Raw genomic sequence first — 22,557 nt, 5'->3', positions numbered from 1 at the left:
TTAAATACAATAAAGGCTGCCGCTAATGTCTGATAATGACAATACTCTGGATTATGATGAAAATGATTTAATCGACTCTCCCTTATCTCAAGTTTTACAAGAGGATAATGAGCAAATTGAAATTCTAATTTATCGATTACCTGATAGTGATTGGACACTGGAAGTGGTGAGCCAAAGTGGTACTTCTACCGTATGGGATGAAACATTCCTGTCAGATCAGAAAGCTCTATCTGTCGCTTTAGATGGAATTAAAGCCGCAGGCGGTATTCAAGCATTTTCCGAACTCAGTGACCTCGAAGCAAAGAAAAATATTTTTCCTGAATCCCTTACTCGCCATTAAAAATGAAGCTGCTAGCGTGGATATGAATCAGTATTTTCTGGATTCTTAGAACCTGTCGCGATGATAGGTTCACTTCAACCCAAACCCATCTAGGGTTGAAGGGTCAAAGTTTTCATCAAACATAAACTCATCTGCTCGCTCTTTTTTTAATGTCGCAAGTGCATAAAAAAAACATTTCTCACATAACTGCAATTCATATCTTTCCCCGTCATGCTTAGAACCATAGCCCCAATGTGCCGATAAAGTTCCAAACTCCAGTTTCGTTGATTGGTTGCATACATCACATACAACATCTGTAACGACTTCTACCTGTTTCAGTTGTTTAATTTCCATATACGGCTCCCGATATCAATCAAGTTAAATTTGTCTATATACTTAGCAAAAACTTACTTATTTTTTATTTTAATCCCAATTCTAAAAACAATAAAAACTATATATAGTGATTTTAATAATTCACAAACACCATATATGGTATTTTTAGCCATTGCATCACTATTGAAAATTATATGAATATTATTTTTTATTTTCAGCCATTTGGCACAAATATGGGGAAGTATCACTGTATGTCTGGAAAAAAGAAAAACGTACCAAATTGCCGCGTATCTGCAAAAAATCTGCAATTAATGTGTTATCCCAAATGTATGCATGCTTATCAAATCTGGATAGCTTTATTTTTTCAGCTTAATGAGAAACAGCAAAACTATCATTTGGATTTCACTTTTAAACAAAATATAGATATCCCTCTCCTTACAACTGATAAACCAGATCACTATTTTTTTAGTAGCCATTTCAGCTGGATCTATGCTTATTTTTACAATAAGAATAAAACTCAATTTAAGTTTAAAGCTTACGAGAAAAATAATTCATATGAATCCATCATTCAGGCTCTAAACGAAGTAAGAAACTTACTCAGTTCTGGTTTGCATCACTCAATTCAGGGCTTAGATATCATTGCATACTGGCTGAATGAACAATACCGACCTGACCATCTTCAAGAAGTTTTCGGTCATAAAATTTTAACTATCAACCAACTGCGAGAATTATCAGGACTATCCAAATCCCAAAGCCCGATAAGTTCTATTTCAGATTATGCAGGTCCAATTTCATTAGAAAAAATTCTGGCGGGAATTTCATCATGAATGGATATAGTTATTTAGAAGATACTCAAGAATTAAAGCTTGAGCCGTTTCGAAAGTTCTACCAAGTATTGGCAGAAGCAAAGCTGAAAAATTATAGTGATTCCCTTAAGCTCAATGACTTCATTCAGCACACTGAAATAATTCAACTTGATAACATCATAAAACAAGATCTTGCTGATACATCAATCAGTGAGTATCCTCTAGCTCATTACCTTATTGCACTCATCAACACCCCATCAGCATATCAAACAACTGCACTAAAATGGGCTATTTTTAATACTCAATGCATTGAATCGCTCAATAACAAAGAACATGCAGCCACTGTAGCTAACCTTTGTAGACGTTTTCGTTTAGCTAGTACAAAGCAAGAATACTATTGGCTTTACAATTTCTTAGCTCCTCTTCCTATAGAGTTAAAAGATCTGCTTGCATTTCTAAATCAAGCAGAAATTGAGAATAGAGAGTTACTTAACCGCTCCACACCAAAATTAGATGAAAAACAAATTGGCCAGCTGGCAAATCTACGTGTCATCTATCAATATGTCTTTACTCAGTCTGAACGTTTAAAACGAAATCGCCAAAGCAGTTCAGGCGCCAAAGAACCTCCTCAAACTGATGTTCAAAAGACATCAAGAATATCTCTCGATGATGAACAAACGCATCAGACTCATTTTGAACAAGGTACAGCCAAACAACCACGCGAAGATAAAACTATAGAAAAATTTGAAGATCATAATTTTGAATTTAATCCTCTTGAGCAATACTCAATTACAGCTCAGGTCAATAATCTCAAGAACAAAGTTCTGCATCAAAACAAAAATCAGTTAATGAGCAAGTCAAATCCTCGTGTCTTTGATTTGCCTACCGCACAGCATATTATACGAATTTTGTTTGAACAGGCAGAAACCTCTCCAATTCATGCCTTACTTTTATTTTCAGTACTCAGTTTGACATACTATGAAGAGCTATTAGTATTTCGGAAAAATTTCCGTCTGAGTTCAAAAAGAAAAGAAATTACTTTTAGCCCTGAAAACTTCTATTTTCGGCAAAGTTTTGATAACTCTAAATTTAAAGATGCTTTATTAAAAGAATATATGCTGAATATAGGAAATTCTTTTACCATCCCCTTACCCAAAGTTTATTTTGATCAGATTTTTCAACTAAAAAAGTGGGATAAAGATGATATTGCTTCAGATGTACAAGAATATTTACGTAGAATCAGTGACGGCCTTACTTTTCATTTAACAGCTCGAAACCTTCCTCGTTTAATCAGCGATATCACGTTGAATACACTCGGATATGAATTGGAAAGTAAATTACTTAGTGGAGAAAACGTTAATAGCTACACCCCAGGCCATTACTATTCAATGAAAATTGTTGATATCCTCGATATTTATAGCCAAACACTTTATCTGGTTTGCCCGCAGCTCGACACTAGTTATATCGAAGAATTTAAATCCCCTCTTACTTTCGGTAGTCAGCAAACGCCAGACCTGCCTCTGGTTAAATCCTTTTTTAAACAGCTTGACCAGCAAGTTCGGGGCAATCCTAACCCTTTCAAAACACTGAAATATTATTCAATTTGGCTATGGTACGTTTGCATGATTATGACATCTGCCCGACCAAATGAAGCCTTTCCCCCGAATCTCGATTATCTTGATCTCGATAATCAATTGATGGCTGTTGCAGATAAAGAGCAGCGTTATTCGGGCACCATTGGACGATATCTACCATTTAACGATTATCTTCGTGATGAAATACAGCATTACCTAAAATATTTAAAACACTTTCTCCACCTCACAAAGGCCTATCTGTCCAATGAACAAGTACAAGCAATCCATGAGGTCTTCGAGGGTGAGCGCCCCTTTCTATTATTTTACGATCCACAAGGATATATCCGAAATTTAGAACTTTCTGATATTCAAAAATACTGTACAGAAATAGCTCTTCAGCGCAATTGGACCCGCCACTTTGCTCGTTATTTTTTTGCCCAATACTGCAATGAAGACATAGTTAAGGGCATCTTTGGTCACGACGAAGCAATGCAAGGACTGTTTGACCGCTATTCAGCTTTTCAGGCGACTGATTACGATCAAATTAGAACAGCACAAGACAAGCTAATTGAAATATTAGAGCTTAAAAGTATGTCGACATTCAACGGGATCATGATTAAATGAGCAGACATCCACACTCCCTCAAAAGAATAAAAAAGCATAGAAAAAACAAAGCATTTCTTCTGAAATTGTTTAGTGAGAAATGTATAGAGCTGACACCTGAAAACTATTCGGAAATTTGTCGCCAAGTTGATAATCAGCTTTTAGAACACTGTAAGTCAAATATCCGTAGCTATCAGATGGCACGTATAGAGTTTGCTAAATATATTAAGCGCTTTAACCGCTTATCGAATCAAAACTATCCGGTGCCCGCCACTCCTGTGAGACATGAGAGAACTCTACCACAGCAAAATATTGAAACCTTAAAACATGGTAAAAAAATTACTCAATTTGCCCAGAATGTGATTGCTCACTGGACAGAACATAATGACTTCAGTCCAACTCAATCCCTCGCTTTTTGTTTGATCAGCACAATATTATTCAATGGCATTTATAATGAGAACGAACTACAAAAGTTTTTAAAAATCATTTTAAAAACAAGGAAATTTCAAAGCTTCTTAGACTCGAATCATGTTGTTTCGCTAGAGATCCCAAATCCAAATTTCGGTAATCAGCGTATTAATAACCCTGAGTTTTCAGTCAGCTATACCAAAACATTTGTGCTGCACGATATTGTGAAATGCTGGATCTACAGACTAAAACATCAAAAATTTGATTTATTTTCAGATATTGATGACGCAGAACAATTGATCAACACTTGCATCAACGAATCCTTTCCTGAGGAAAAGGTGCGTTGTAAAGACCTGTTAAAATACGGTTTTTACTATACACAGTTCCTGAAAAACAGCGGACTGGATCAAATGTCCATTTGTATCTTAAAAAATGAAATTTACAGTTCCAGTCCTCTCGAAAAACAATTAGCAGCTTATTTTATTCAGCCTGAACCCACACCTACCCATACGATTCAGGAAGTTTATAAAAACCCTCAGGACCAATCTACAGTCACTATTGCATTAGATGTAGCTGATATTTTAGTAGAAATACGTCAAGCTATTCGTGCAAAAAACTATAGCGATCAACTCATAGAATTATATGCCAGAGAACAATCTCCAGCCTTGGAACGTTTGCTGCTGTGGAGCATTCTACGCTCAAAATTAACGGAGCCTCAACTGGACCTTCTCAATCATATTATTCAGCAGCAGGAACGATTTAAGCGCAAGCTTATACGTGCAGATTTTCAGCCGCTCAAGCAAAGTTCTCTGAGGACCATGTTTTCACAGTTTGCAGTCCTTTGGCTGCAGGCAACACAAGACAAAGATATTTCATCATTTTCAGATGCTGATTTTGAAGATCTGTATGGAGAAATGCTTTTATTAAAGAAAGAAACAACTAGAGCGACTTTACAAAAACGTCTACAGGAGTTTCATCACAAACAAACCTTATTCTTTAACGCACCCACTATCGATCTGGATAATTTAATCCAGGTAAAAATCTGCAGAACCGCATTGATCTCGCCCCATATTTTTCACCACATGCTAGAGCAGCTCGAAAATACTCAAGATATCTCGATTCAGGATAAAAATATATTTAAACTGATTTTTATTCTGGGGTTCAGAGTCGGACTACGGATCAATGAAACATTGAATATCTTCGTACGTGATCTATTTATTAGTGAAGATGCTGTGATACTCACTGTTCGAAACAATCGCAATAAAAATCAAAAAAGCTACTCAGCTTACCGCAAGATTCCCCTGCATCATCTCCTTAAAGCCGACGAATTACATACATTTAAAGCATATAGTCAGAATAGAAAACGCTTGCTAAAAGAACAAGGAAAATCAGTTACACAACCGCTATTTTTCAAACAGTCGTTGGAAGAAACTCATGAAAATGAAGTCAATGCTCTGTTGAAACAATTGATCCAGTCAACTTTTGGAGAGCACAATTTTACTTATCATAGTCTGCGTCATTCAGCATTTAATCATCTCTATCTGATTTTAAAACACTCACCGCTTGCTGATGCATTTACAGACTATACGCCAAATGAGCAAATACGCATTCGTTCTGCCTTGCTACGGATCAGAAATACTCAACAGACCTGGTATGCTCTTTCACATTTTGCCGGGCATCTGACACCTGAAACAACCTGTTCTAGCTATCTGCATTTAATGCATCTGGCAATCAGTTATCAGCTTAATCAAATACAAAGCCTGCTTCCTAAAGAAGCCTATTTTAATATTCTAAAACATGATGCTGCTGTTAAATATCCTGTTCAACAACGTGCAATAAGACCGTTCTTATTTGATCAACTTACTAAAGACCGTTACAAGCAACATGATCATCAATATCAACCAGGGCACCAGAGTTCCACTGACCCACTGATCTTGGGAGCACATGATTCCGAAATGACTTTTGAACTATTGCATCACATTCTTGCAGTAGAAAAAGAACAAGACCTTTTGTTACCTGAAGCTATTCCTTTGCAAATCGCGCAAAAATTACGTGCCAGAGCTCTGCATTTGAAAACCTCCTATGTAAACCAAAAAAAATCATCGAGGTTATTTACCACAGATTTTTTAAGGAAAACTCCTGCTGCATTAGTTACCATGTTGCCGACCAATCAGGAGGAAAAAAAGGTCATTCACCATGTTCAGGAGCGTTATGCAAATGTACAAAGTAAATACAAAAAACAGCTCAATACGATCTACTCAATTTATCTTGAAAAAGTTCAGCCCAATTCAGCCCAGTTAATTTTTGAACTGAATGAAAAACGGCAACTGAAGAAACTTCTTTCTTTTATTCATAGCTTATTTCCAAAAAAATATCTTCATTTAGAACTCTCTCAGCAGAGCAAGACAGAGCTCAAAAAGACATTACAGGATTTAACATTACGGGCAGAAAATTTCAGCCTGAATGAGGATGAAGAGCGAATTAAGTTCTCTTTCAAGTATAAAGATGCAAAAGCACTTGGGGTATTCAAACTACTGATGTATCTCATGATAGTTTCTCATCTTTAAGCTGTTTGTAATAAAAATTTGAACTCTGAGAAACGATAATCAAATAGTATAAACTCTAGATATCAGCAACGTCTGAAACAGAGATCAGTCATGCATAAAACACCAGAAAAAATTGCAAAACAAAAAAAGGTATTAGCTAAAGCTGTTTTATCATCTGCAAATCAACTTGGTTTGACACAGGGCCAGCTTGCTATCATTCTCAATTTAGATTCAATAGAAACTTTAAATTCGCTTGAGTTAGATCCTGATTCAAGTCAGGGAGAGCTCGCAATTATTTTAATTCGTATTGCAATATCACTAGATGCTTTAACAGGTGGAGAGGCTAAATGGATGCTGCATTTTATGAAGGCACCAAATAAGTTAACCAAAGGCATTCCAATAGAACAGATTCAGACTACTCAGGGATTAATTACTATATTAAACGTAGTCGAAGGGCTTCGGCTTCAGGGTAAATATTAAGATATACAAGGCCTTATTACACACAAAAAAAGTCATTGTTTGTCTAATAATTTAAATTTAAGGTATAAGAAGTTCCTCTTCTCAAGAGGTATACAACTGCCTCATTATTGATAACTGCCATACATATATGGATTCTATTAACTTAATTCGAGGCTAAATTGAATCTTATAAGTTCAATTTAGCCATTCAAGAATCATTATAAAAGTTTGCTATATAGCGAACATTAACTATTATTAGTTAAAAGTTTGCTATATAGCTAACAAATTTGGGGAGCAAAAAATGGCTACACGAGGTGAAATAGGTAAAAAAATACGTTTGGCCAGAAAAGGATTGGGCCACACACAGAAAAGTCTTGCAGAAAAAACTAAAGTCAATAAAACAACAATTTCAGAGATGGAAAATGGCCGTTTTACAGGTTCATTTGACATATTTGAACGTGTGCTTGATGGTGTTGGTTTACAATTCGAAGTGAATAAAAAAAATTGTAAATTGCCACAGTGGGATGAAATTGAAGAAATATTTTCAGAATATGACAAATAAATAAACAGCTTTTTTACACAAACATTCAAAAGGTGAATTCTCCCCAATCCATTCAAATTAATTTTTTATATGAAAGCTGATTGAAATACACATCTAGATCATAAATCTGATTAGATAAATGCGGATCAAATCGACATCCATTTTTAAGAGAGTTTTAAGGTTAAGAACTTAAATTAATCAAATCTCGTCTTAACTGAATCACTTCTATGTCCCCTGATCGTTCACTCTATAAAGGCACTTCCGGAATACAACGTATTTTCAATGCTACCCGTTATTCCGCGGCCGGTCTTAAAACAGCCTTCCGAACTGAAGCTGCCTTTCGGCAGATCGTGCTAATTAACCTGATTTTGATTCCTCTTAGTTTTTGGATATCCGAGAGTCTAGCTGAGCAAGCACTCATGGTGGCTGTGTGCCTGCTAGCACTGATTGTTGAACTGATTAACTCAGCAATTGAGGCAGTAGTGGATCGTATTTCCATAGAACAGCATGAGTTATCCAAAAATGCTAAGGATATGGGCAGTGCCGCTCAGTTTGTCGCACTCAGTTTAATTACCGTAACTTGGGGCATCATTTTAATCGGTCATTCATTGTGACCTCATTTTTGCTACAACGACAAGAATGGAATATTTAAAATGTTGTCAGAGCGATCTCGTTTTTTACTAAATCAAATATTACTACTGAGTTTCAGTTTTTTGGTTCTTTTGAACTTCTTTGATATTGGAGGAGTGCTTGATTTACAGCTTATCTATCCCTTTATCGATGGTCAGGGACAATTTCCCCTTCGGCAAAATTGGGCGCTGGCAGAACTTAATCATCGTTATGTTAAAGACATGCTGATTCTGGTGTATATCCTATTATTTCTAGGCTGGCAGGTCTCACTAAAATGGCAGAACTGGCATACGCGGCGCTGGGAATTTGGCTATTTCTTTAGCATGGTAGCAGTGACCACAGCCTCGATCGGAATTTTAAAATCCCAGTCAGCCCATGCCTGTCCCTGGAATATGGTTATTCCTACTTATGATGGTATTTTATGGGATTTTAGTGCTACTGCTGGCCACTGTTTTCCTGGAGGGCATGCCTCTAGCGGTTTTTCCTTAATGGCTGGCTATTTTGTTTATCGCATGTCTAACCCCAAGCGGGCTTATTTCTTTCTGATCGCTGCGGTAATTTTAGGGTTAGCCATGGGCTGGGCACAAATGATGCGTGGAGCGCATTTCCTGAGTCATAACCTTTGGACTGGCTGGATTATCTGGTGTCTGAATGTTATCGGCTATGCGCTATTTAGTCACAAATTAGAGATAGAAAAAACTGTTCCTTAGCGCGTTTAATCAAGCAGCCTCAACGCCCAAATAGCCCTAAGCCTATCCCCTTAGGCTTTGGCTAAAGGAAACTTGACCTGTACACAAAGGCCACCCAGATTGAGACTTCGGGAAAATTCTAGTGTTCCACCCAAGCGTTCGGTGGCTTTATCTACAATGGACAAACCCAAACCACTGCCAATTTCTGCATAATTATGTATCCGGTAGAAGCGTTGCCGAATCTGATTGAATTGAGCAGTATCAATCCCGGTTCCGCTATCTTCGATCTGTAAAACTGCCTGCTGGCCTTGCTGGAAAATCGATACGTTAATTACGCCATCCTTCGGACTATATTTAATCGCATTATCGATCAGGTTATAAATAATTGAATGCAAGGCCGAAGCTTGGCCGTGAATCAACAGTTCCTGTTGCTGCTCCACCCCTAAATCAATTTCTTTCTGTAGTGCCAGTTGGATCAATTGCTCAATGCAGGCGACTGTCATTTGATTCAGAGACAGGGATTGTACAGGCTCAGTTAAACCATCTGTGACTTCCTGTTTGGCCAGACTTAATAGCTGATTTACCAGATGTTGCATCCTCAAGACGCCCTGACTCAAGTTGTGCAAGGCATCACTTTGTGGAAATTGCTGTAATAATATCTGCAACTGTAAATTCAAAGCTGTCAGTGGTGTACGTAGTTCATGTGCAGAGTCTGCTACAAATTGGCGCTGCTCTTGTTGTGATAGGGAAATACGGCCAAACAGGTAATTCATTTCCTGAATGGTCGGTTCCAGCTCCAAGGGATAATCTTTCATTGCGATCGGCTTTAATTCTTGAGCCTTACGGCTGGCCAATTCTGTTTTAAAATCATTAAGAGGCTGAAAATTTCTCCGAATTACCCAGCTTAAACCGAATATAGCAAAAGGAAGAAATAGTACATAAGGGAGAAACATGTTCGCTGCGAGTTCCAATGCTAATTCTTGCCGGACATTTTTTTGCTGGCTCACTTGGATCTGCAATTGGTCTCCAGGAATAATATAAGTTAGCCAAGTCCCGTAAGGGGTCTGATGCGTATAGAATCCTGCTTTCTTGACCGATGCAACCAAAACATCCTGTGGATGTAATGTAGTATGTGTATAAGACCAGATATCTACAAATAAATCTTCCTCACTATACTGTTTTTCTAAATCGATCTTGCTTTGTAGCGGTTCTGGACGATTTTCTGCAATGCGCTCTGCGAGACTTTGCATCTGTTTGTCCAAGACTTCATTAATTTCTTCAAGTGCAATCCGGTATGCTGCAAAGATTAGTACACAGCCCAATACCACGCTAAACAATGAAATATAAATAATTAGACGTTTTTGTAAGGAATAACGTTTTGGCTTCATGCTCTATCCTAAGCGATATCCTAGACCACGGATCGTCCGTATAAAGTCTTTTCCTAATTTGGCGCGCAGATGATGAATATAGACTTCCACAGTATTACTACTTACATCACTATCGAAATCATAAAGTTTGTCTTCTAAATCGTTTTTAGAAAAAATTTTGCTAGGATGCATGAGGAGTGCAGTGAGAATAGACCATTCCCGATTAGACAACTCGATCGGTTCACCATTAAAGCATACGATGTGCTGTTCCAGGTCCAGTTCCAGCCCACTGTGTGATAATTTCTTATTCATATCTGTCACAGTATTTTTTAAGCCGGCACGTCGGATTAAGGCATGAATACGGGCCAGCAGTTCGTCAAACTCATAGGGTTTAATCAAGTAGTCATCAGCTCCCTGATTCAGCCCATCTACCCGGTTTTGTAATTGATCCCGGGCAGAGATAATCAATACCGGTAAATTCGGAAACTTCTGCCGGATATTTTTTAGCACCAACATGCCATCCATCATTGGCAAACCTAAATCGAGCAGCACAATATCGTAGACCTGCTGCTGTAATTGTTTTAAACCCTCAATCCCATTATTGACCCAGTACACCTCAAACTGATGCAGTTTAAGCAATGTTTCAGTCGACTCGGCAATCATAAAGTCATCTTCAATAATCAGTATTTTATGCATTTCAAGCTCTGTTTTTTAATGATGATGAGCATTGTGCAAGCATATCATTTTTAGCTTCAATCACTTGCGTTTTTATATCCAGCATACTTAATAAGCTGGGGAAAAGATGATCGTGACTGCGTGCCTGTCCGGTCTGTGTTTTTAAACAGTTTAGCTGCAGGGCATTATACTGTTGCCAGGTATCAGAAAACCACATCAGCATTGGGATATGGGTTTGCTGCGTGGGCGCCATGCTATAAGGAGCACCATGCAGGTATAAACCGTGCTCTCCGGTAGATTCTCCATGATCAGACAGATACCAGAAACCGGTTTGATATTGAGTCTGTTGCTTTAAAGTTTCAATGATCTCGGCAAGAACATGGTCTGTATATACAATCGAATTATCATAGCTATTCTTTAATTCTTCTGTACTGCAGCCCTGAATGGCATTGGTATTACAGGTCGGTTGAAATGGCTGATATGGTGCTTTGGAGCGCTTGAAATATGCGGGGCCATGACTGCCCATCTGATGCAGTACAATTAACTGCGGTTTCGAGTTGTTTTTATCCAGATGCGCCAGATAATCTTTCAGGCTATCCACCAGGATTTCATCAAAACATTCACCACCAGCATCACACCATCTCTGTTTCAGTTGGGCTGGAATCTGGTATTTTTGTACGCGGTCACAGGCACCTTTACAGCCCGAATTATTATCAATCCAGGTCACCTGATAACCGGCCCGCTGAGCAATATCCAGCAAACCTTCTCGGTGGCTAGCCAACTGTTCATTATAGTTTTGACGTGTCATCCCTGAAAACATACACGGTACTGAAACAGCTGTGGCAGTTCCGCAAGAACTGACTTGATTGAAATTAATTATCGGTAACTTGCTCAGTTCAGGATTGGTATTGCGTGCATAACCATTTAAAGCAAAACTCTCGGCACGTGCAGTCTCCCCAACCACCAGCACCATCAATTTGGGTTGTTTCTGTATTTGAGCCTGCTGCAGCAGATGGGCATCTTCACCATAAGGAATCAAAGGCAAATTGGCTTTAGGTGCTTTCTTTTTATAGTAGGATACGGTGGATGCAATACTATTTTGCGGGGAAATCATGCCCTTCAGATCGCGGTGCTCGCGGAAGATGGCTGCATAATCGACATAAAAACAGAATAACAGTCCTAGAATCAATACGGCCGAAAGCAGACTGCTCAGGCTTTTATGCAACAATTGACGCCCGAAAGATGCAGGCTGAATGTTCAGCATCCAGACGATACACAAAGGAAAAATCACAAAGACCAGCGTCCAGATCACCAGCCGTATTGACCAGAGATCACGGACTTCCCGGGCATCGGTCTGCAGCATATTCTGGATCTGGTCCGGCGTAATAACAACCCCCAGACTATTGACAAAATAAGCACTAAAACCGCCCAGAATGATCAGCACACTGGCCAGTATCTTGGCATTCCATTTCCAGTTCAGCCACTGCAAGACCAGATTGTACAAGCCGATAACTACCAGGACTGTAGCCGCCAATAATGCGTCTGCCTTGAGGTTGGTATAAGGCGTCAGTTGATGGATTTTCTGATAGAAAGCAAAGTTTAAGACCAGTCCCAGCCAAATGGCGAGTAACAGGTTGAAGCGTGCAAGGCTGATGGGTTTGATCTGGCGTAGACCGGGAAAAGAAGGCAGCTTAAGCATTTTTTTTAGTTCAAAGACTTTAATATGCTTTAGCCTAAAATTTGAATCTTAAAAATGACTTAAAATAATCTGAGAGCTACAAAAACTTATACATATTTTGATTTCAAATCAAATCTGATAAAACCAAAAATGCAGCCCAAGCACGTTGGGGAAAATCCGCAAGTAATGCTCAAGCAAATCATGAGCACAGCCCGAGTATTACTCAAGTCATGCTTGAACCAGGCCCTGGACTGCCACCATTCTCCTAGACAAATTTCGTCTATTCTTTTTGCATAGGAGAGAACATTATGAGTGGACAACGATATACGCCAGCATTTAAATTAAATTTATAAATCAATATGATAAAATCTATTTTTTTGACTATCGTTTTAATAAATATTCAATTTTTTGAAAAATTCAATTCTGACAATCAATCCTCCAACTGCATTTGCACGTTGTAAAGTAATCTTGCCTAAATGAGAGTCAATAATCTGCTTCACAATAGATAATCCCAGACCACTTCCTACTACAGAACTGGCTTGATTTATTCTATAAAAACGCTGAAATATAAATGGGATTTGTGCTTCATCTAGACCTATGCCGTTATCTTCAACCTGTATAAAACTACCATTTCCAATACTTCCACAACTGACTTTAATAATGGGTTTATGTATTGAACTACGATAAAGAATGGCATTTTCGAGTATATTTCTCAACATAATTTCCAACTGATCTGACTGCCCCCAAACGCACACTGAGGTGAGATGCAATTGTAAGTCTACACCTGCTTTTCTGAACTGAATACCCATCATTTCAACTGTACCTTTAACAATATCTACCAAATCAATATTGCTTTTGTTTTGTGTGGCATTCGGTTCAAGCCTCGCTAATGTAAGCAACTGAGTAATCATTCTTGATGCTTTGTCTACTCCTGTAATAATGTCCTGTGCAGCTTCCTTAGACTCCTCATTGGAACGTGCATTTTGAAGTACTTGGGCATGTAAGCGTATAGCAGCTAATGGTGTACGGAGTTCATGAGCGGCATTTGAGGTAAAACGTTTTTCACGTTGCATACTTTCAGCAATCTCACTAAGTAAGGTATTTAAAGAGCTCACTAAAGGTTCTATTTCTTTCGGTACAACTGGCTTAATTGGATTTAAATGTTCAATGGATTGTTTTTCTAAGTTTTGACTAATGCTATATACAGCCAATAAATGACGACGGATCGTGCAAATAATCAACCATAATAATAATGGCAAAAATATGATTGAAACCAAAATCAAAAACAGCAACATATCTTGCTGAATATCTTTTCGAATTGTCCAAACCTGCGCAATTTGTACCTGTATTGTATGCGTACTATCCCAAACAGAATAACTACGATAAGTATTATTATTCAGTTTAATCCAACCAAAATTATCTTGCTGAACAAATGGCTGTGTTTCCACACCAATAGAACGATAAATTAATTGTCCATCACGATGCCAAATTTGAAATACAATTTGGTCATAATGCTCACCCTTAGCTTTTTCAATCACTGTATGCTGCGGTACTTTTCCATCTAGGGTACTTAGAGTCGTAGACAATAAAGCATGAGCAGTTTCTGCCAATGACTTATCAAAAATATTATTGGCAGTGTTTTGCATTCCCCAATAAATACTTCCTAAACTACCCAACCAAACGCTAGTGGTAATTGCCAGTAAAATTATAGATAAGCGCTGGGTTAATGAATAGCTGCGAATTGGATCAGCCATTTAATGCTGTTCATCCATGATATATCCAAAACCTTGTACTGTACGGATAATATTTTTACCTAATTTCCGACGCAAGTTATGAATATAGACTTGTACAACATTACTACTCACATCAACGTCATAAGCATAAAATGAATTTTCTATATTTTCACGCGAAATTACACGACCACGATTGAGAGTAAATAACTCCAATAAATGAAACTCTTTATGTGTCAACTCAATTTCGACTTGATTTAACAGTACTTGTTTACTCGCTTTGTTAATACTAATATTTCCAACCTGAATTAGGTCCCCTACCTCTCCTGAAATTCGGCGTAATACAGCATGAATCCTTGCTACGACCTCATGTAAATCATAAGGTTTAACAACAAAATCATCAGCTCCTGCCTCTAGACCTGTAATACGATCATCAACTTGATCTTGAGCAGTCAGAATAATAATTCCAACTTGATTCTTTTTGCGACGTAGTGATTTTAAAATTTCAATCCCATTTCGATCAGGCAAACCTAAGTCTAGTAGAATAAAGTGATAATGATAACTCACTAAAAAATGGTACGCTTGCTCTGCTGTGCTCGCAATGTCAACTACAAAGCCCATTTGATCTAGACCACGTGCAGTTGCTTTTGCCAACAAGCAATCATCTTCTACCAATAGAACTCTCATAACACCTTTTTCTCTTGCTTACCAAACTACAGCGCAAATTTATAATCCCTACTATGCTCGTAAATATTACTGTTAAATTCTATCCATCTCATGTAAAGGCCACAATTGATGAGAATCAAGTAATAAGGAACTCATACTTTCTGCATAATCTACTTTAGCTTGATCGACTCGGCTACGTGCTTCAATCAATTGCTGCGAATGCAACAAAAGCTCATTGAGATTCAACTCACCTAATTTATACGCTTTTTGCATCAAGTGATGTTGTTGTTGCAACAGTTGTAAGTTTTCTTGCGCCTTCGTATTCCGTACAGTCGCTGACTCCATTTGAATCACCCACCCCTGTATTTCTTGACGCAGACGTTTTTCTACACGCAATACCTCCAAATCCGCTTTTTTTGCTTCTGCCGCTGCCATTCCTGAAGCAATACCGACTTGTCGCGCAGTCAAAGGAATTGAAACACTAACCCCTAATAAATTCTCCTCTCCCGATTGCTCCCTACTGTAACCAAAACCAATCGTAGGATCTGGCAGTCTATTAAGCTGCTCTCTTTTTAATACTGCGTATTGCTGTGTAGCTTGCATCCTTACGAGTGCTAACTCATGATTAACTGACAAAATTTTCTGTACCCACTCTGCTTGACTATACTGTATAGGGCTAGGCTGTATAACATCGCTGCTCCACTGTTCAGGGATCTTTCCTCTATAATCGCGGGCCAACAATTGCTGAGCTTGAATATATGCAGCTTTAGCTTGCATATATTGTTCCTCAAGTTGTTGGTACTCATTCTTCAAGAGCATTAGCTCAAGTCGTGGTGCATCTCCTGCTCGAATACGTTGTTCAGTCACTTGGATAAATTGCTGAATTTGATCCAGCTGTTCTTGCAGTCGCTTCAAATGCAATGTGCTTCGCATATAAGCAAACCAACTATTTAACAACATTTTAGATGCTTGATGTTGAGCATTCTCATACTTCAGTTCTGCAATACTTGAAATACGTTGTGCTAGATCTTGATCTAGCCGGTATTTATTAGGCAAACGTATTTGTTTTTCTATCCCCAAACTAGGTTCATAACTATTGGCTTGTTTTCGCTCTAGTTGTGTATCCGTCTTACGTACTTGCATACCGGCTGTAACAGTCCACGGATTTTGCCCTACTTTTAATCCTTGTCGGGCAAAGTCTGCATAATCTTGCTCTGATATTGCAGCACGCACATTCGGATGTTCTACTAGACTCTGTTGTACTGCTTCAAGTGGTGGCAAAGCAGCTTCAAGTTGAGGTTTTGCAATTGCTGTCGAAGCCACTGTAAAACAATAGCCCAACCCAAACAGATACCAAATTTGGCCTAGAAGTGTTGATTTAAATTTGATATTTAATGTCATTAGTCAAGTGCTCCTTGGCTCATATAACCAGAAATTAATGTAGGTATGACCCAATAAAAACAATCACTTGATTTAAATTTTTGCTGAATATGCGCCAAAACCAATGATACAGATTCGTGTTGTACAATCAGCAATATAAGATTCCGTTCAGTTGCTCCGCGAATTTTTTCCTGAACATTACGATAATGTTGGCGATTACCAAACCCTTGTGCGTTGACACAAGTACACCCTGAAATCAACTCAGGAATTAACCACAAATGCTCCATAAGTTCTTCAGCAATATCAGAGGACACGTTAATAGAGAGTTGGCATATTTCAGACATGATGATCTCGCGCTAAACCAAATTTTTTAAACAAGTTAGGAAGTAAAATCAGAGTCAGCAAAGTACAAGAAATAAGCCCTCCAATCACAACTATCGCCAATGGACGTTGAATCTCGGCACCAGGGCCAGTAGTAAATAACAATGGGATCAAACCTAAAGCTGCAATACTCGCGGTCATCATGACTGGACGTAAACGGCGCATAGCACCTTCACGAACAACTTCCTCAATTGCAACACCACGAGAAATCAGTTGATTAAAATAACTAATCATCACTAAACCATTCAGTACAGCAATCCCCATCAAGGCAATAAAACCAACTGATGCAGGAACAGATAAATACTCACCTGTTAATGCTAATGCAAATACTCCACCGACTAACGCAAAGGGAATATTGACGAAAACCAATACGGCTTGACGCACCGAACCCAAAGTCGTAAATAGTAAAAAGAAGATCATTGTTAATGCAGCAGGTACAACAAGCATTAAGCGAGCAGCCGCACGTTGTTGGTTTTCAAATTGCCCCCCCCATTTGAGTGAGTAGCCGGTTGGTAACTTGACTTTCTCTGCAACCAATTGTTTTGCTTCATCTACAAAACTAACTAAATCACGATCACGTACGTTGGCACGTACCACTGACATTCGTGATGCATTTTCACGATCAATTTTTACGACACCCTCAGTCTTAACCACTTCTGCTAAAGATAACAATGGCACTGCAGCTGCATTCTCAATTGGCAAGGCAATATTGGAAAATTCAAAACTCGACTCTCCCAAACGTGGATCCCCTTTCATCATTAATGGAACAGGGCGCCCCTGTTCAATAATGGAACCTATTTCTTTGCCTTCCACGAGCATCTTGAGTTGGGCTTGAACATTTTGACTGTCCAATTGATTTCGTATAGCCATATCACGATGGATTCGCAGCTCTTGATACTGTACTCCCGAATTTTCGAGTGTCATGACATCTTCATTGCCTTCAATGCCTTGTAGAACTATTGCAATTTGCTTTGATAAATCATTAAGCTGGTCTAAATCACTTCCAAAAATTTTGACAGCCAAATCTCCTCGTACTCCAGACAACATTTCTGAAGTGCGCATCTCTATGGGTTGACTAAATGTTAAGTTCACGCCAGGAACATCTTGAAGTACAAGACGAATTTTTTCTAAAATTTGCTCTTTATTTTTGACTTGCCATTGCGTTTGTGGTTTTAGCACAATGAAACTATCTGTTTCATTTAACCCCATAGGGTCTAATCCCAATTCATCAGAACCTGTACGTGCCACAATTCTTTCAACTTCAGGCACTTGTTCCAAAATACGTTTTTGAATATCCAGATCTAATGCAATTGAGTTTTGTAAGCTAATCGAAGGGATTTTTTCTAACTGTAAAATAGTATCTCCCTCATCCATGGTTGGCATAAATGACTTTCCAATGAATGGGAAAATCAATGCAGCCAGAAGTAAGGTACCACCTGCTAAGACATAAATCTGTTTAGGATGGGCTAAACTCAGATTCAAAAGTTTTCGGTAACCAGTTTCTAATTTAGCTACTAAAAAGGGTGTGTGATGTGCTTTCGGTTTTAGAAAGAATGAACACAGTACAGGAATCACTGTCAAAGAAAAAATTAGTGAACTTGATAAAGCAAATACAATTGTTAAAGCCACAGGTGAAAAGAGCTTCCCTTCCAATCCTTCAAGCGTGACCAATGGAATAAACACTAACATAATAATGATCATGCCTGCTGTGACTGGTACTGCAACCTCAGACACTGCGCGGTAAATCATATTTAATGGCGGTAAAAAAGAACGTTGCGGTGACTCTTTTGCTTCAGCAAGTTGCATTTCAATATTTTCAACCACTACAACTGCAGCATCCACTAATAAACCAATCGCAATCGTCAAACCACCTAAAGACATTAAATTGGCACTTAAACCAAAATGGTGCATCATCAAAAAAGTACTTAGTGCAGATAATGGTAAAACTGCCGCAACCACTAAAGCAGACCTTAGGTTTCCTAAGAACAATAAAAGTAAAATCAAGACTAAGACAATAGCTTCTAATAACGTTTTACTTACGGTATGAATGGCTCGGTTTACCAACTCACCACGATCATAAAATGGTTCAATCGTTGTACCCTGTGGCAGAGTTTTTTCAATGTCGGACAAATGCTCACGAACATGTTGAACGACTTGACGTGCATTCGCACCTTTTAAAGTTAATACAATACCTTGGACAGCCTCACCTTGGCCATTTTCAGTCACTGCACCATAGCGTGTGAGTGCTCCAGTATGTACCTGTGCAACATCTTTAACCCGCACCAATGTTCCTTGATGGCTAGAAACAATAATATCGCCTAACTCTTCAAGGTTTCTGACGCGGCTATCGCTTCGGATCAGTAATGACTCTCCATTTTCATTAAGCCGCCCAGCACCATCACTGGCATTATTTAGCTCGATTGCCTGTTGTAGCTGTGTTAAAGATAAGCCTCGTGCCGCCAGGGCCTCTAAATTAGGGGTCACTTCAAATGTACGAACAAGTCCCCCCAAAGCGTTAACATCGGCGACCCCTTCAATTTTACGAAGTTGTGGACGAACCACCCGATCAAGTAGAGTTCGTTTTTCCATATCACTGAGTGGCCCATGTAAGGTAAACATAAAAGATTCACCTAATGGGGTCGTCATGGGTGCAATTCCACCTGACGTACTACTTGGTAATGCAGACATCACATTACTTAAACGTTCATTCACCTGTTGTCTAGCCCAATAAGGGTCAGTGCCTTCAGCAAAGTCTAATGTGATAATCGCAATCGCGTATTTAGATTGCGAACGCATTACTGTCTGATGAGATATTCCCAACATTTCTTGTTCAATGGGTACAACAATACGGCTTTCCACCTCTTCGGGCGTCATGCCGGGCGATTTCATCACAATTTGTACTTGCGTACTTGACACATCAGGAAAAGCATCAATTGGTAGTTTCGTAAAAGCAATGTAGCCTGCCACACTGATCGCCAATGTGAGCAATAATATTAAAATGCGCTGACTAAGTGAAAAGGCGATAAGACGTTTTAACATATGTCTCACCTCAACGTTCTGTAGTGCTAATAGGTGCTTGCTCTGCACCAAAGCCAGACCACACCGCCTTGAGACGCTCTACACCACTGATAGCAAGTTGCATTTTGGGTTTTAATTTTTCAGCTGTAATATAACTTTGCTGCTGATCAGCTGATAGAACTTCAACCGTTACAGCTTCAAACCCCTTCTGATTTTTAACAAAAATAATGTGTTTACCATCTTGTGAGGTTATGGCAGTACTTGGTACTGGCCATGCTGCAATTACTGTTGGCTGCTTACTTTGAACATGAACTTTGACAAATTGTTGCACCCGCAAACAATTATGTTTGGTATCCATTTGTACGATGATATTTTGAGTTTGTGTATTCCCTACAAGTGCTGGAGCGATATTTTGTATATGCCCTGTAATATCACAACCTTCAACCTGAACAACATCCCCAATATGCACATATTTACTGTCAGCTAAATTAGCTTGTAATAACAATTGTAACGGTGAATCAGCGTTTACAAGTTGACCTAATACTGTACCAGCCTCAACATACTGACCTGTAGAAACCTGTAAGTTTTCTATATAACCACTTGTTGGGCTTTTAACATAGACAATGGAATTTAGACTATTTACCTGCCCTCCTCCCATAAATTGCAGCATTCGCTGTTTTGCACCTAAGTCAATATTAAGACGCTGTACTTGATTCTGTGCCTCTTGCACACGCTTCTCGGCAATAATGCCTTCAGCATATAAGCTACGTTCACGTGTTAAATTTTGCTGGGCTAATTGTTGTTGAGCACGAAGCTGCAATATTTCATTTTGAATCTGAATTAAATCTGGACTATGTACAGCAAGTACATGATGATTCCGGGTAACTTCTGCCAAGGGTTGTACCAAAACTTGCTGCACCATTCCTGAAACAGGACTAGTCAGTACAACTTTGCTTTCTGGTGACCACTGTACTTGCCCTTGTAAAATAATTTGTTTTTGTATGTTAGTAGAAGAAGCACCTAATGTGTGTAATTTGATCCCAACTTGCTCAATTTGTTTTGAAGAAATTAAGATTTGTTGCTCTGAGACTTCAGGACTCCTCTCAGCCTCTGAAACCTGTCTCTCTACTTTAGCCTCTATATTTTTATTCGAGAGCAGCTTACTTCCCCACCATAGCCCAAGGCTAATCAAGATCAAGACGCTCATTAGATATAATAGTTTTTTAAAATTTAGTACATCTACTCGCTGATCCACTCGTTTCATCCTTCAAGAGATTTTCTCTACAAAGCTAAGATTAAGTTCTTAAGATCAGATTAAGTTTATAAACCTATTTCAGACTGCATAGGCCCAAGTGAACCGTATTGGGTTTGTGGGAGACTTTTATTTAACTGATGTTACGTAGTAAGTGCATTTTGAGCATCTTCGCTACTACATGTTGTAGTCGATTTATAAATTATTAATAATCATTATATTAAACTATATATTGTTATTATTTCTCACGAAAATCAGCATCAAAACATAGGTGACTTTTATAAACTAAAATGTCTAAAATGAAGTGACCAAAACCACATTAAATGATCTAAATTGATCAAAATTTTACTCCACCAAAAACTATATACCAGTAATCAAATCATATACTTATAATTAAGGTCATTTAATGGAATAAATCTCGGTGACCTTGCCAAGGTTGGGGTCCTTACTAATACCCGTGATTTCTACACTGACACGACGGTCAGGCTGTAAGCAGACCTTCAATGCTTCGCGCTCTTTTACAGCAAAGCAGCCATCTGTCACAGGTTGTTGCTCACCTGCACTTGCCGTACTTACGACATTGGCAGCCACACCGTTTTGAACCAAAAGATCACGTACGGTATCTGCACGGCTTTGTCCTAATTTCTGGTTATATTGATCATTGCCTAAACGGTCAGTATGTCCGACCAGTTTAATTTCTCGTACAGTGGCATAACCTGAAGTAATTTTTTGAGCTAAATCTATGATTTCCTGGCGCCCTTTAGGTAATAAGTCATTTAACGAGGAGCCATCAAACTTAAATAAGGTGTCTGCTGCGAGATCAATTACCGTAGTTGTTTCTACACTCGATGTAGAAGCAGGTACATTTTGAGATTTTTGTGTCTCTTCAGCGCATACAAGTGGTTTGTCTCCATTTAAAATAAATGGATGACCGCTCTCATCAACCGTTAAAGTGAAATGATTGTTTGCTAGTTTTTGCGGATTTAAATCCACATCACAGGATTTGCACTCATCTGTTGTACAGTTTTTAACTTTAAAGTTATAAGTCTCAGGCTTTAAATAATAATGAGCAGAGTTATTAATGTAAAAAGTCCCCGATTTAAAATTATCAATATAAAGCTCAATTGGACAGTCTTGCTTTTCTTCCGTATCTTCAGCGCATAAAATTCCATCTCTTTTTACAGTGAGAGTTTGGGTATTCGCTGGTTTTTTTTCTTGAAAGCGTAAATCTGTCGGATGTTTAAAAGGGGATGATGTACAGGCGGCTAAGCCGGTTAAACTTATAATTATTACTGTTAATAAAGATTTAGACATAACAAATTTTCCTGTTTTTTTTAAACTCAGATGCTAAAAACATAATTAAGGCATAATATAAATAACCCGAATCGCGGATAAGAAATTAACTTGAAAAATAGGAGGACTAGAGCCATCAGTTGAGTTACCACACAAAACCCACAACTCTAGTCCCGATGTTCAATAGTACCGAATTATTCTGTGTAATTG

At 38.5% G+C, this 22,557-nt stretch carries 19 protein-coding genes; 8 read left to right on the top strand and 11 right to left on the bottom strand.

The annotated features are described in order from the left end of the window. Positions 1–25 precede the first annotated feature (25 nt). Positions 26–340 (top strand): hypothetical protein, encoded by a 315-nt coding sequence (locus E2K52_RS03005; RefSeq protein WP_151203573.1) that lies wholly within the window; start codon positions 26–28, stop codon positions 338–340. 69 nt (positions 341–409) lie between these two features. On the opposite strand, the gene E2K52_RS03000 is transcribed toward E2K52_RS03005, so the two are convergent. Beyond that, complete coding sequence (locus E2K52_RS03000) at positions 410–673, bottom strand: hypothetical protein (RefSeq protein WP_005094670.1); 264 nt, start codon at positions 671–673, stop codon at positions 410–412. A 308-nt stretch (positions 674–981) separates the two neighbouring features. On the opposite strand from E2K52_RS03000, the gene E2K52_RS02995 reads away from it, so the two are divergent. The 7 genes from E2K52_RS02995 (at position 982) to E2K52_RS02965 (ending at position 8,928) form a co-directional block, all read left to right on the top strand. Next, a complete protein-coding gene (locus E2K52_RS02995; RefSeq protein WP_151203611.1) occupies positions 982–1,479 on the top strand; it encodes a hypothetical protein in 498 nt (165 codons plus the stop codon). Next, positions 1,476–3,656: a hypothetical protein gene (locus E2K52_RS02990; RefSeq protein ID WP_151203571.1), complete on the top strand. Its 2,181-nt coding sequence runs from the start codon at positions 1,476–1,478 to the stop codon at positions 3,654–3,656. Before E2K52_RS02995 ends, E2K52_RS02990 begins: the two co-directional genes overlap by 4 nt. Further along, positions 3,653–6,610 carry a site-specific integrase gene (locus tag E2K52_RS02985; protein WP_151203569.1) on the top strand — a complete coding sequence of 986 codons (2,958 nt, stop codon included), beginning with the start codon at positions 3,653–3,655 and terminating at the stop codon, positions 6,608–6,610. Before E2K52_RS02990 ends, E2K52_RS02985 begins: the two co-directional genes overlap by 4 nt. Before the next feature lie 90 nt (positions 6,611–6,700). Beyond that, positions 6,701–7,069 (top strand): antitoxin Xre/MbcA/ParS toxin-binding domain-containing protein, encoded by a 369-nt coding sequence (locus E2K52_RS02980; RefSeq protein WP_151203567.1) that lies wholly within the window; start codon positions 6,701–6,703, stop codon positions 7,067–7,069. Between the two features lie 279 nt (positions 7,070–7,348). Next, entirely contained in the window at positions 7,349–7,609 is a 261-nt protein-coding gene (locus E2K52_RS02975; protein WP_016658942.1) for a helix-turn-helix domain-containing protein, read from the top strand. Between the two features lie 206 nt (positions 7,610–7,815). Beyond that, a complete protein-coding gene (locus E2K52_RS02970; RefSeq protein WP_151203565.1) occupies positions 7,816–8,202 on the top strand; it encodes a diacylglycerol kinase in 387 nt (128 codons plus the stop codon). A 39-nt stretch (positions 8,203–8,241) separates the two neighbouring features. Further along, positions 8,242–8,928: a phosphatase PAP2 family protein gene (locus tag E2K52_RS02965; protein ID WP_151203563.1), complete on the top strand. Its 687-nt coding sequence runs from the start codon at positions 8,242–8,244 to the stop codon at positions 8,926–8,928. 50 nt (positions 8,929–8,978) lie between these two features. On the opposite strand, the gene E2K52_RS02960 is transcribed toward E2K52_RS02965, so the two are convergent. The 10 genes from E2K52_RS02960 to E2K52_RS02910 form a co-directional block, all read right to left on the bottom strand. Further along, positions 8,979–10,295, bottom strand: a complete 1,317-nt coding sequence (locus tag E2K52_RS02960) for an ATP-binding protein (protein WP_151203561.1) — start codon at positions 10,293–10,295, stop codon at positions 8,979–8,981. Between the two features lie 3 nt (positions 10,296–10,298). After that, on the bottom strand, positions 10,299–10,970 hold the full coding sequence (locus tag E2K52_RS02955; RefSeq protein ID WP_151203559.1) for a response regulator transcription factor: 672 nt from the start codon (positions 10,968–10,970) through the stop codon (positions 10,299–10,301). A 1-nt stretch (position 10,971) separates the two neighbouring features. Next, on the bottom strand, positions 10,972–12,648 hold the full coding sequence (locus E2K52_RS02950) for a phosphoethanolamine transferase (RefSeq protein ID WP_151203557.1): 1,677 nt from the start codon (positions 12,646–12,648) through the stop codon (positions 10,972–10,974). A 368-nt stretch (positions 12,649–13,016) separates the two neighbouring features. Next, entirely contained in the window at positions 13,017–14,381 is a 1,365-nt protein-coding gene (locus E2K52_RS02940; RefSeq protein WP_004974307.1) for an ATP-binding protein, read from the bottom strand. After that, positions 14,382–15,032: a response regulator gene (locus E2K52_RS02935; protein WP_264765936.1), complete on the bottom strand. Its 651-nt coding sequence runs from the start codon at positions 15,030–15,032 to the stop codon at positions 14,382–14,384. Between the two features lie 84 nt (positions 15,033–15,116). Further along, a complete protein-coding gene (locus E2K52_RS02930; RefSeq protein ID WP_004974304.1) occupies positions 15,117–16,424 on the bottom strand; it encodes a TolC family protein in 1,308 nt (435 codons plus the stop codon). Beyond that, positions 16,424–16,747 (bottom strand): DUF3240 family protein, encoded by a 324-nt coding sequence (locus E2K52_RS02925; protein WP_004974301.1) that lies wholly within the window; start codon positions 16,745–16,747, stop codon positions 16,424–16,426. The genes E2K52_RS02930 and E2K52_RS02925 overlap by 1 nt, the downstream gene beginning before the upstream one ends. Beyond that, positions 16,740–19,823 (bottom strand): efflux RND transporter permease subunit, encoded by a 3,084-nt coding sequence (locus tag E2K52_RS02920; RefSeq protein WP_004974298.1) that lies wholly within the window; start codon positions 19,821–19,823, stop codon positions 16,740–16,742. Before E2K52_RS02920 ends, E2K52_RS02925 begins: the two co-directional genes overlap by 8 nt. A gap of 10 nt (positions 19,824–19,833) precedes the next feature. Then, the gene (locus tag E2K52_RS02915; RefSeq protein WP_151203552.1) at positions 19,834–21,057 is read right to left on the bottom strand and encodes an efflux RND transporter periplasmic adaptor subunit; all 1,224 of its coding nucleotides are present in this window, start codon (positions 21,055–21,057) and stop codon (positions 19,834–19,836) included. A gap of 396 nt (positions 21,058–21,453) precedes the next feature. Further along, positions 21,454–22,368 carry an OmpA family protein gene (locus E2K52_RS02910; RefSeq protein WP_151203549.1) on the bottom strand — a complete coding sequence of 305 codons (915 nt, stop codon included), beginning with the start codon at positions 22,366–22,368 and terminating at the stop codon, positions 21,454–21,456. Positions 22,369–22,557 lie beyond the last annotated feature (189 nt).

This window comes from Acinetobacter sp. RF14B (assembly GCF_006864105.1).
GTDB lineage: Bacteria > Pseudomonadota > Gammaproteobacteria > Pseudomonadales > Moraxellaceae > Acinetobacter > Acinetobacter lwoffii_C.
Note: the sequence above shows the minus strand (reverse complement) of the source record. Positions and strands in the feature narration are given on the sequence as shown.

Excerpts from the sequence above, each read along its gene's own strand:
- E2K52_RS03005 (WP_151203573.1), top strand. The coding sequence starts at position 26 with ATGTCTGATAATGACAATACTCTGGATTATGATGAAAATGATTTAATC.
- E2K52_RS03000 (WP_005094670.1), bottom strand. The coding sequence starts at position 673 with ATGGAAATTAAACAACTGAAACAGGTAGAAGTCGTTACAGATGTTGTA.
- E2K52_RS02995 (WP_151203611.1), top strand. The coding sequence starts at position 982 with ATGCATGCTTATCAAATCTGGATAGCTTTATTTTTTCAGCTTAATGAG.
- E2K52_RS02990 (WP_151203571.1), top strand. The coding sequence starts at position 1,476 with ATGAATGGATATAGTTATTTAGAAGATACTCAAGAATTAAAGCTTGAG.
- E2K52_RS02985 (WP_151203569.1), top strand. The coding sequence starts at position 3,653 with ATGAGCAGACATCCACACTCCCTCAAAAGAATAAAAAAGCATAGAAAA.
- E2K52_RS02980 (WP_151203567.1), top strand. The coding sequence starts at position 6,701 with ATGCATAAAACACCAGAAAAAATTGCAAAACAAAAAAAGGTATTAGCT.
- E2K52_RS02975 (WP_016658942.1), top strand. The coding sequence starts at position 7,349 with ATGGCTACACGAGGTGAAATAGGTAAAAAAATACGTTTGGCCAGAAAA.
- E2K52_RS02970 (WP_151203565.1), top strand. The coding sequence starts at position 7,816 with ATGTCCCCTGATCGTTCACTCTATAAAGGCACTTCCGGAATACAACGT.
- E2K52_RS02965 (WP_151203563.1), top strand. The coding sequence starts at position 8,242 with ATGTTGTCAGAGCGATCTCGTTTTTTACTAAATCAAATATTACTACTG.
- E2K52_RS02960 (WP_151203561.1), bottom strand. The coding sequence starts at position 10,295 with ATGAAGCCAAAACGTTATTCCTTACAAAAACGTCTAATTATTTATATT.
- E2K52_RS02955 (WP_151203559.1), bottom strand. The coding sequence starts at position 10,970 with ATGCATAAAATACTGATTATTGAAGATGACTTTATGATTGCCGAGTCG.
- E2K52_RS02950 (WP_151203557.1), bottom strand. The coding sequence starts at position 12,648 with ATGCTTAAGCTGCCTTCTTTTCCCGGTCTACGCCAGATCAAACCCATC.
- E2K52_RS02940 (WP_004974307.1), bottom strand. The coding sequence starts at position 14,381 with ATGGCTGATCCAATTCGCAGCTATTCATTAACCCAGCGCTTATCTATA.
- E2K52_RS02930 (WP_004974304.1), bottom strand. The coding sequence starts at position 16,424 with ATGACATTAAATATCAAATTTAAATCAACACTTCTAGGCCAAATTTGG.
- E2K52_RS02925 (WP_004974301.1), bottom strand. The coding sequence starts at position 16,747 with ATGTCTGAAATATGCCAACTCTCTATTAACGTGTCCTCTGATATTGCT.
- E2K52_RS02920 (WP_004974298.1), bottom strand. The coding sequence starts at position 19,823 with ATGTTAAAACGTCTTATCGCCTTTTCACTTAGTCAGCGCATTTTAATA.
- E2K52_RS02910 (WP_151203549.1), bottom strand. The coding sequence starts at position 22,368 with ATGTCTAAATCTTTATTAACAGTAATAATTATAAGTTTAACCGGCTTA.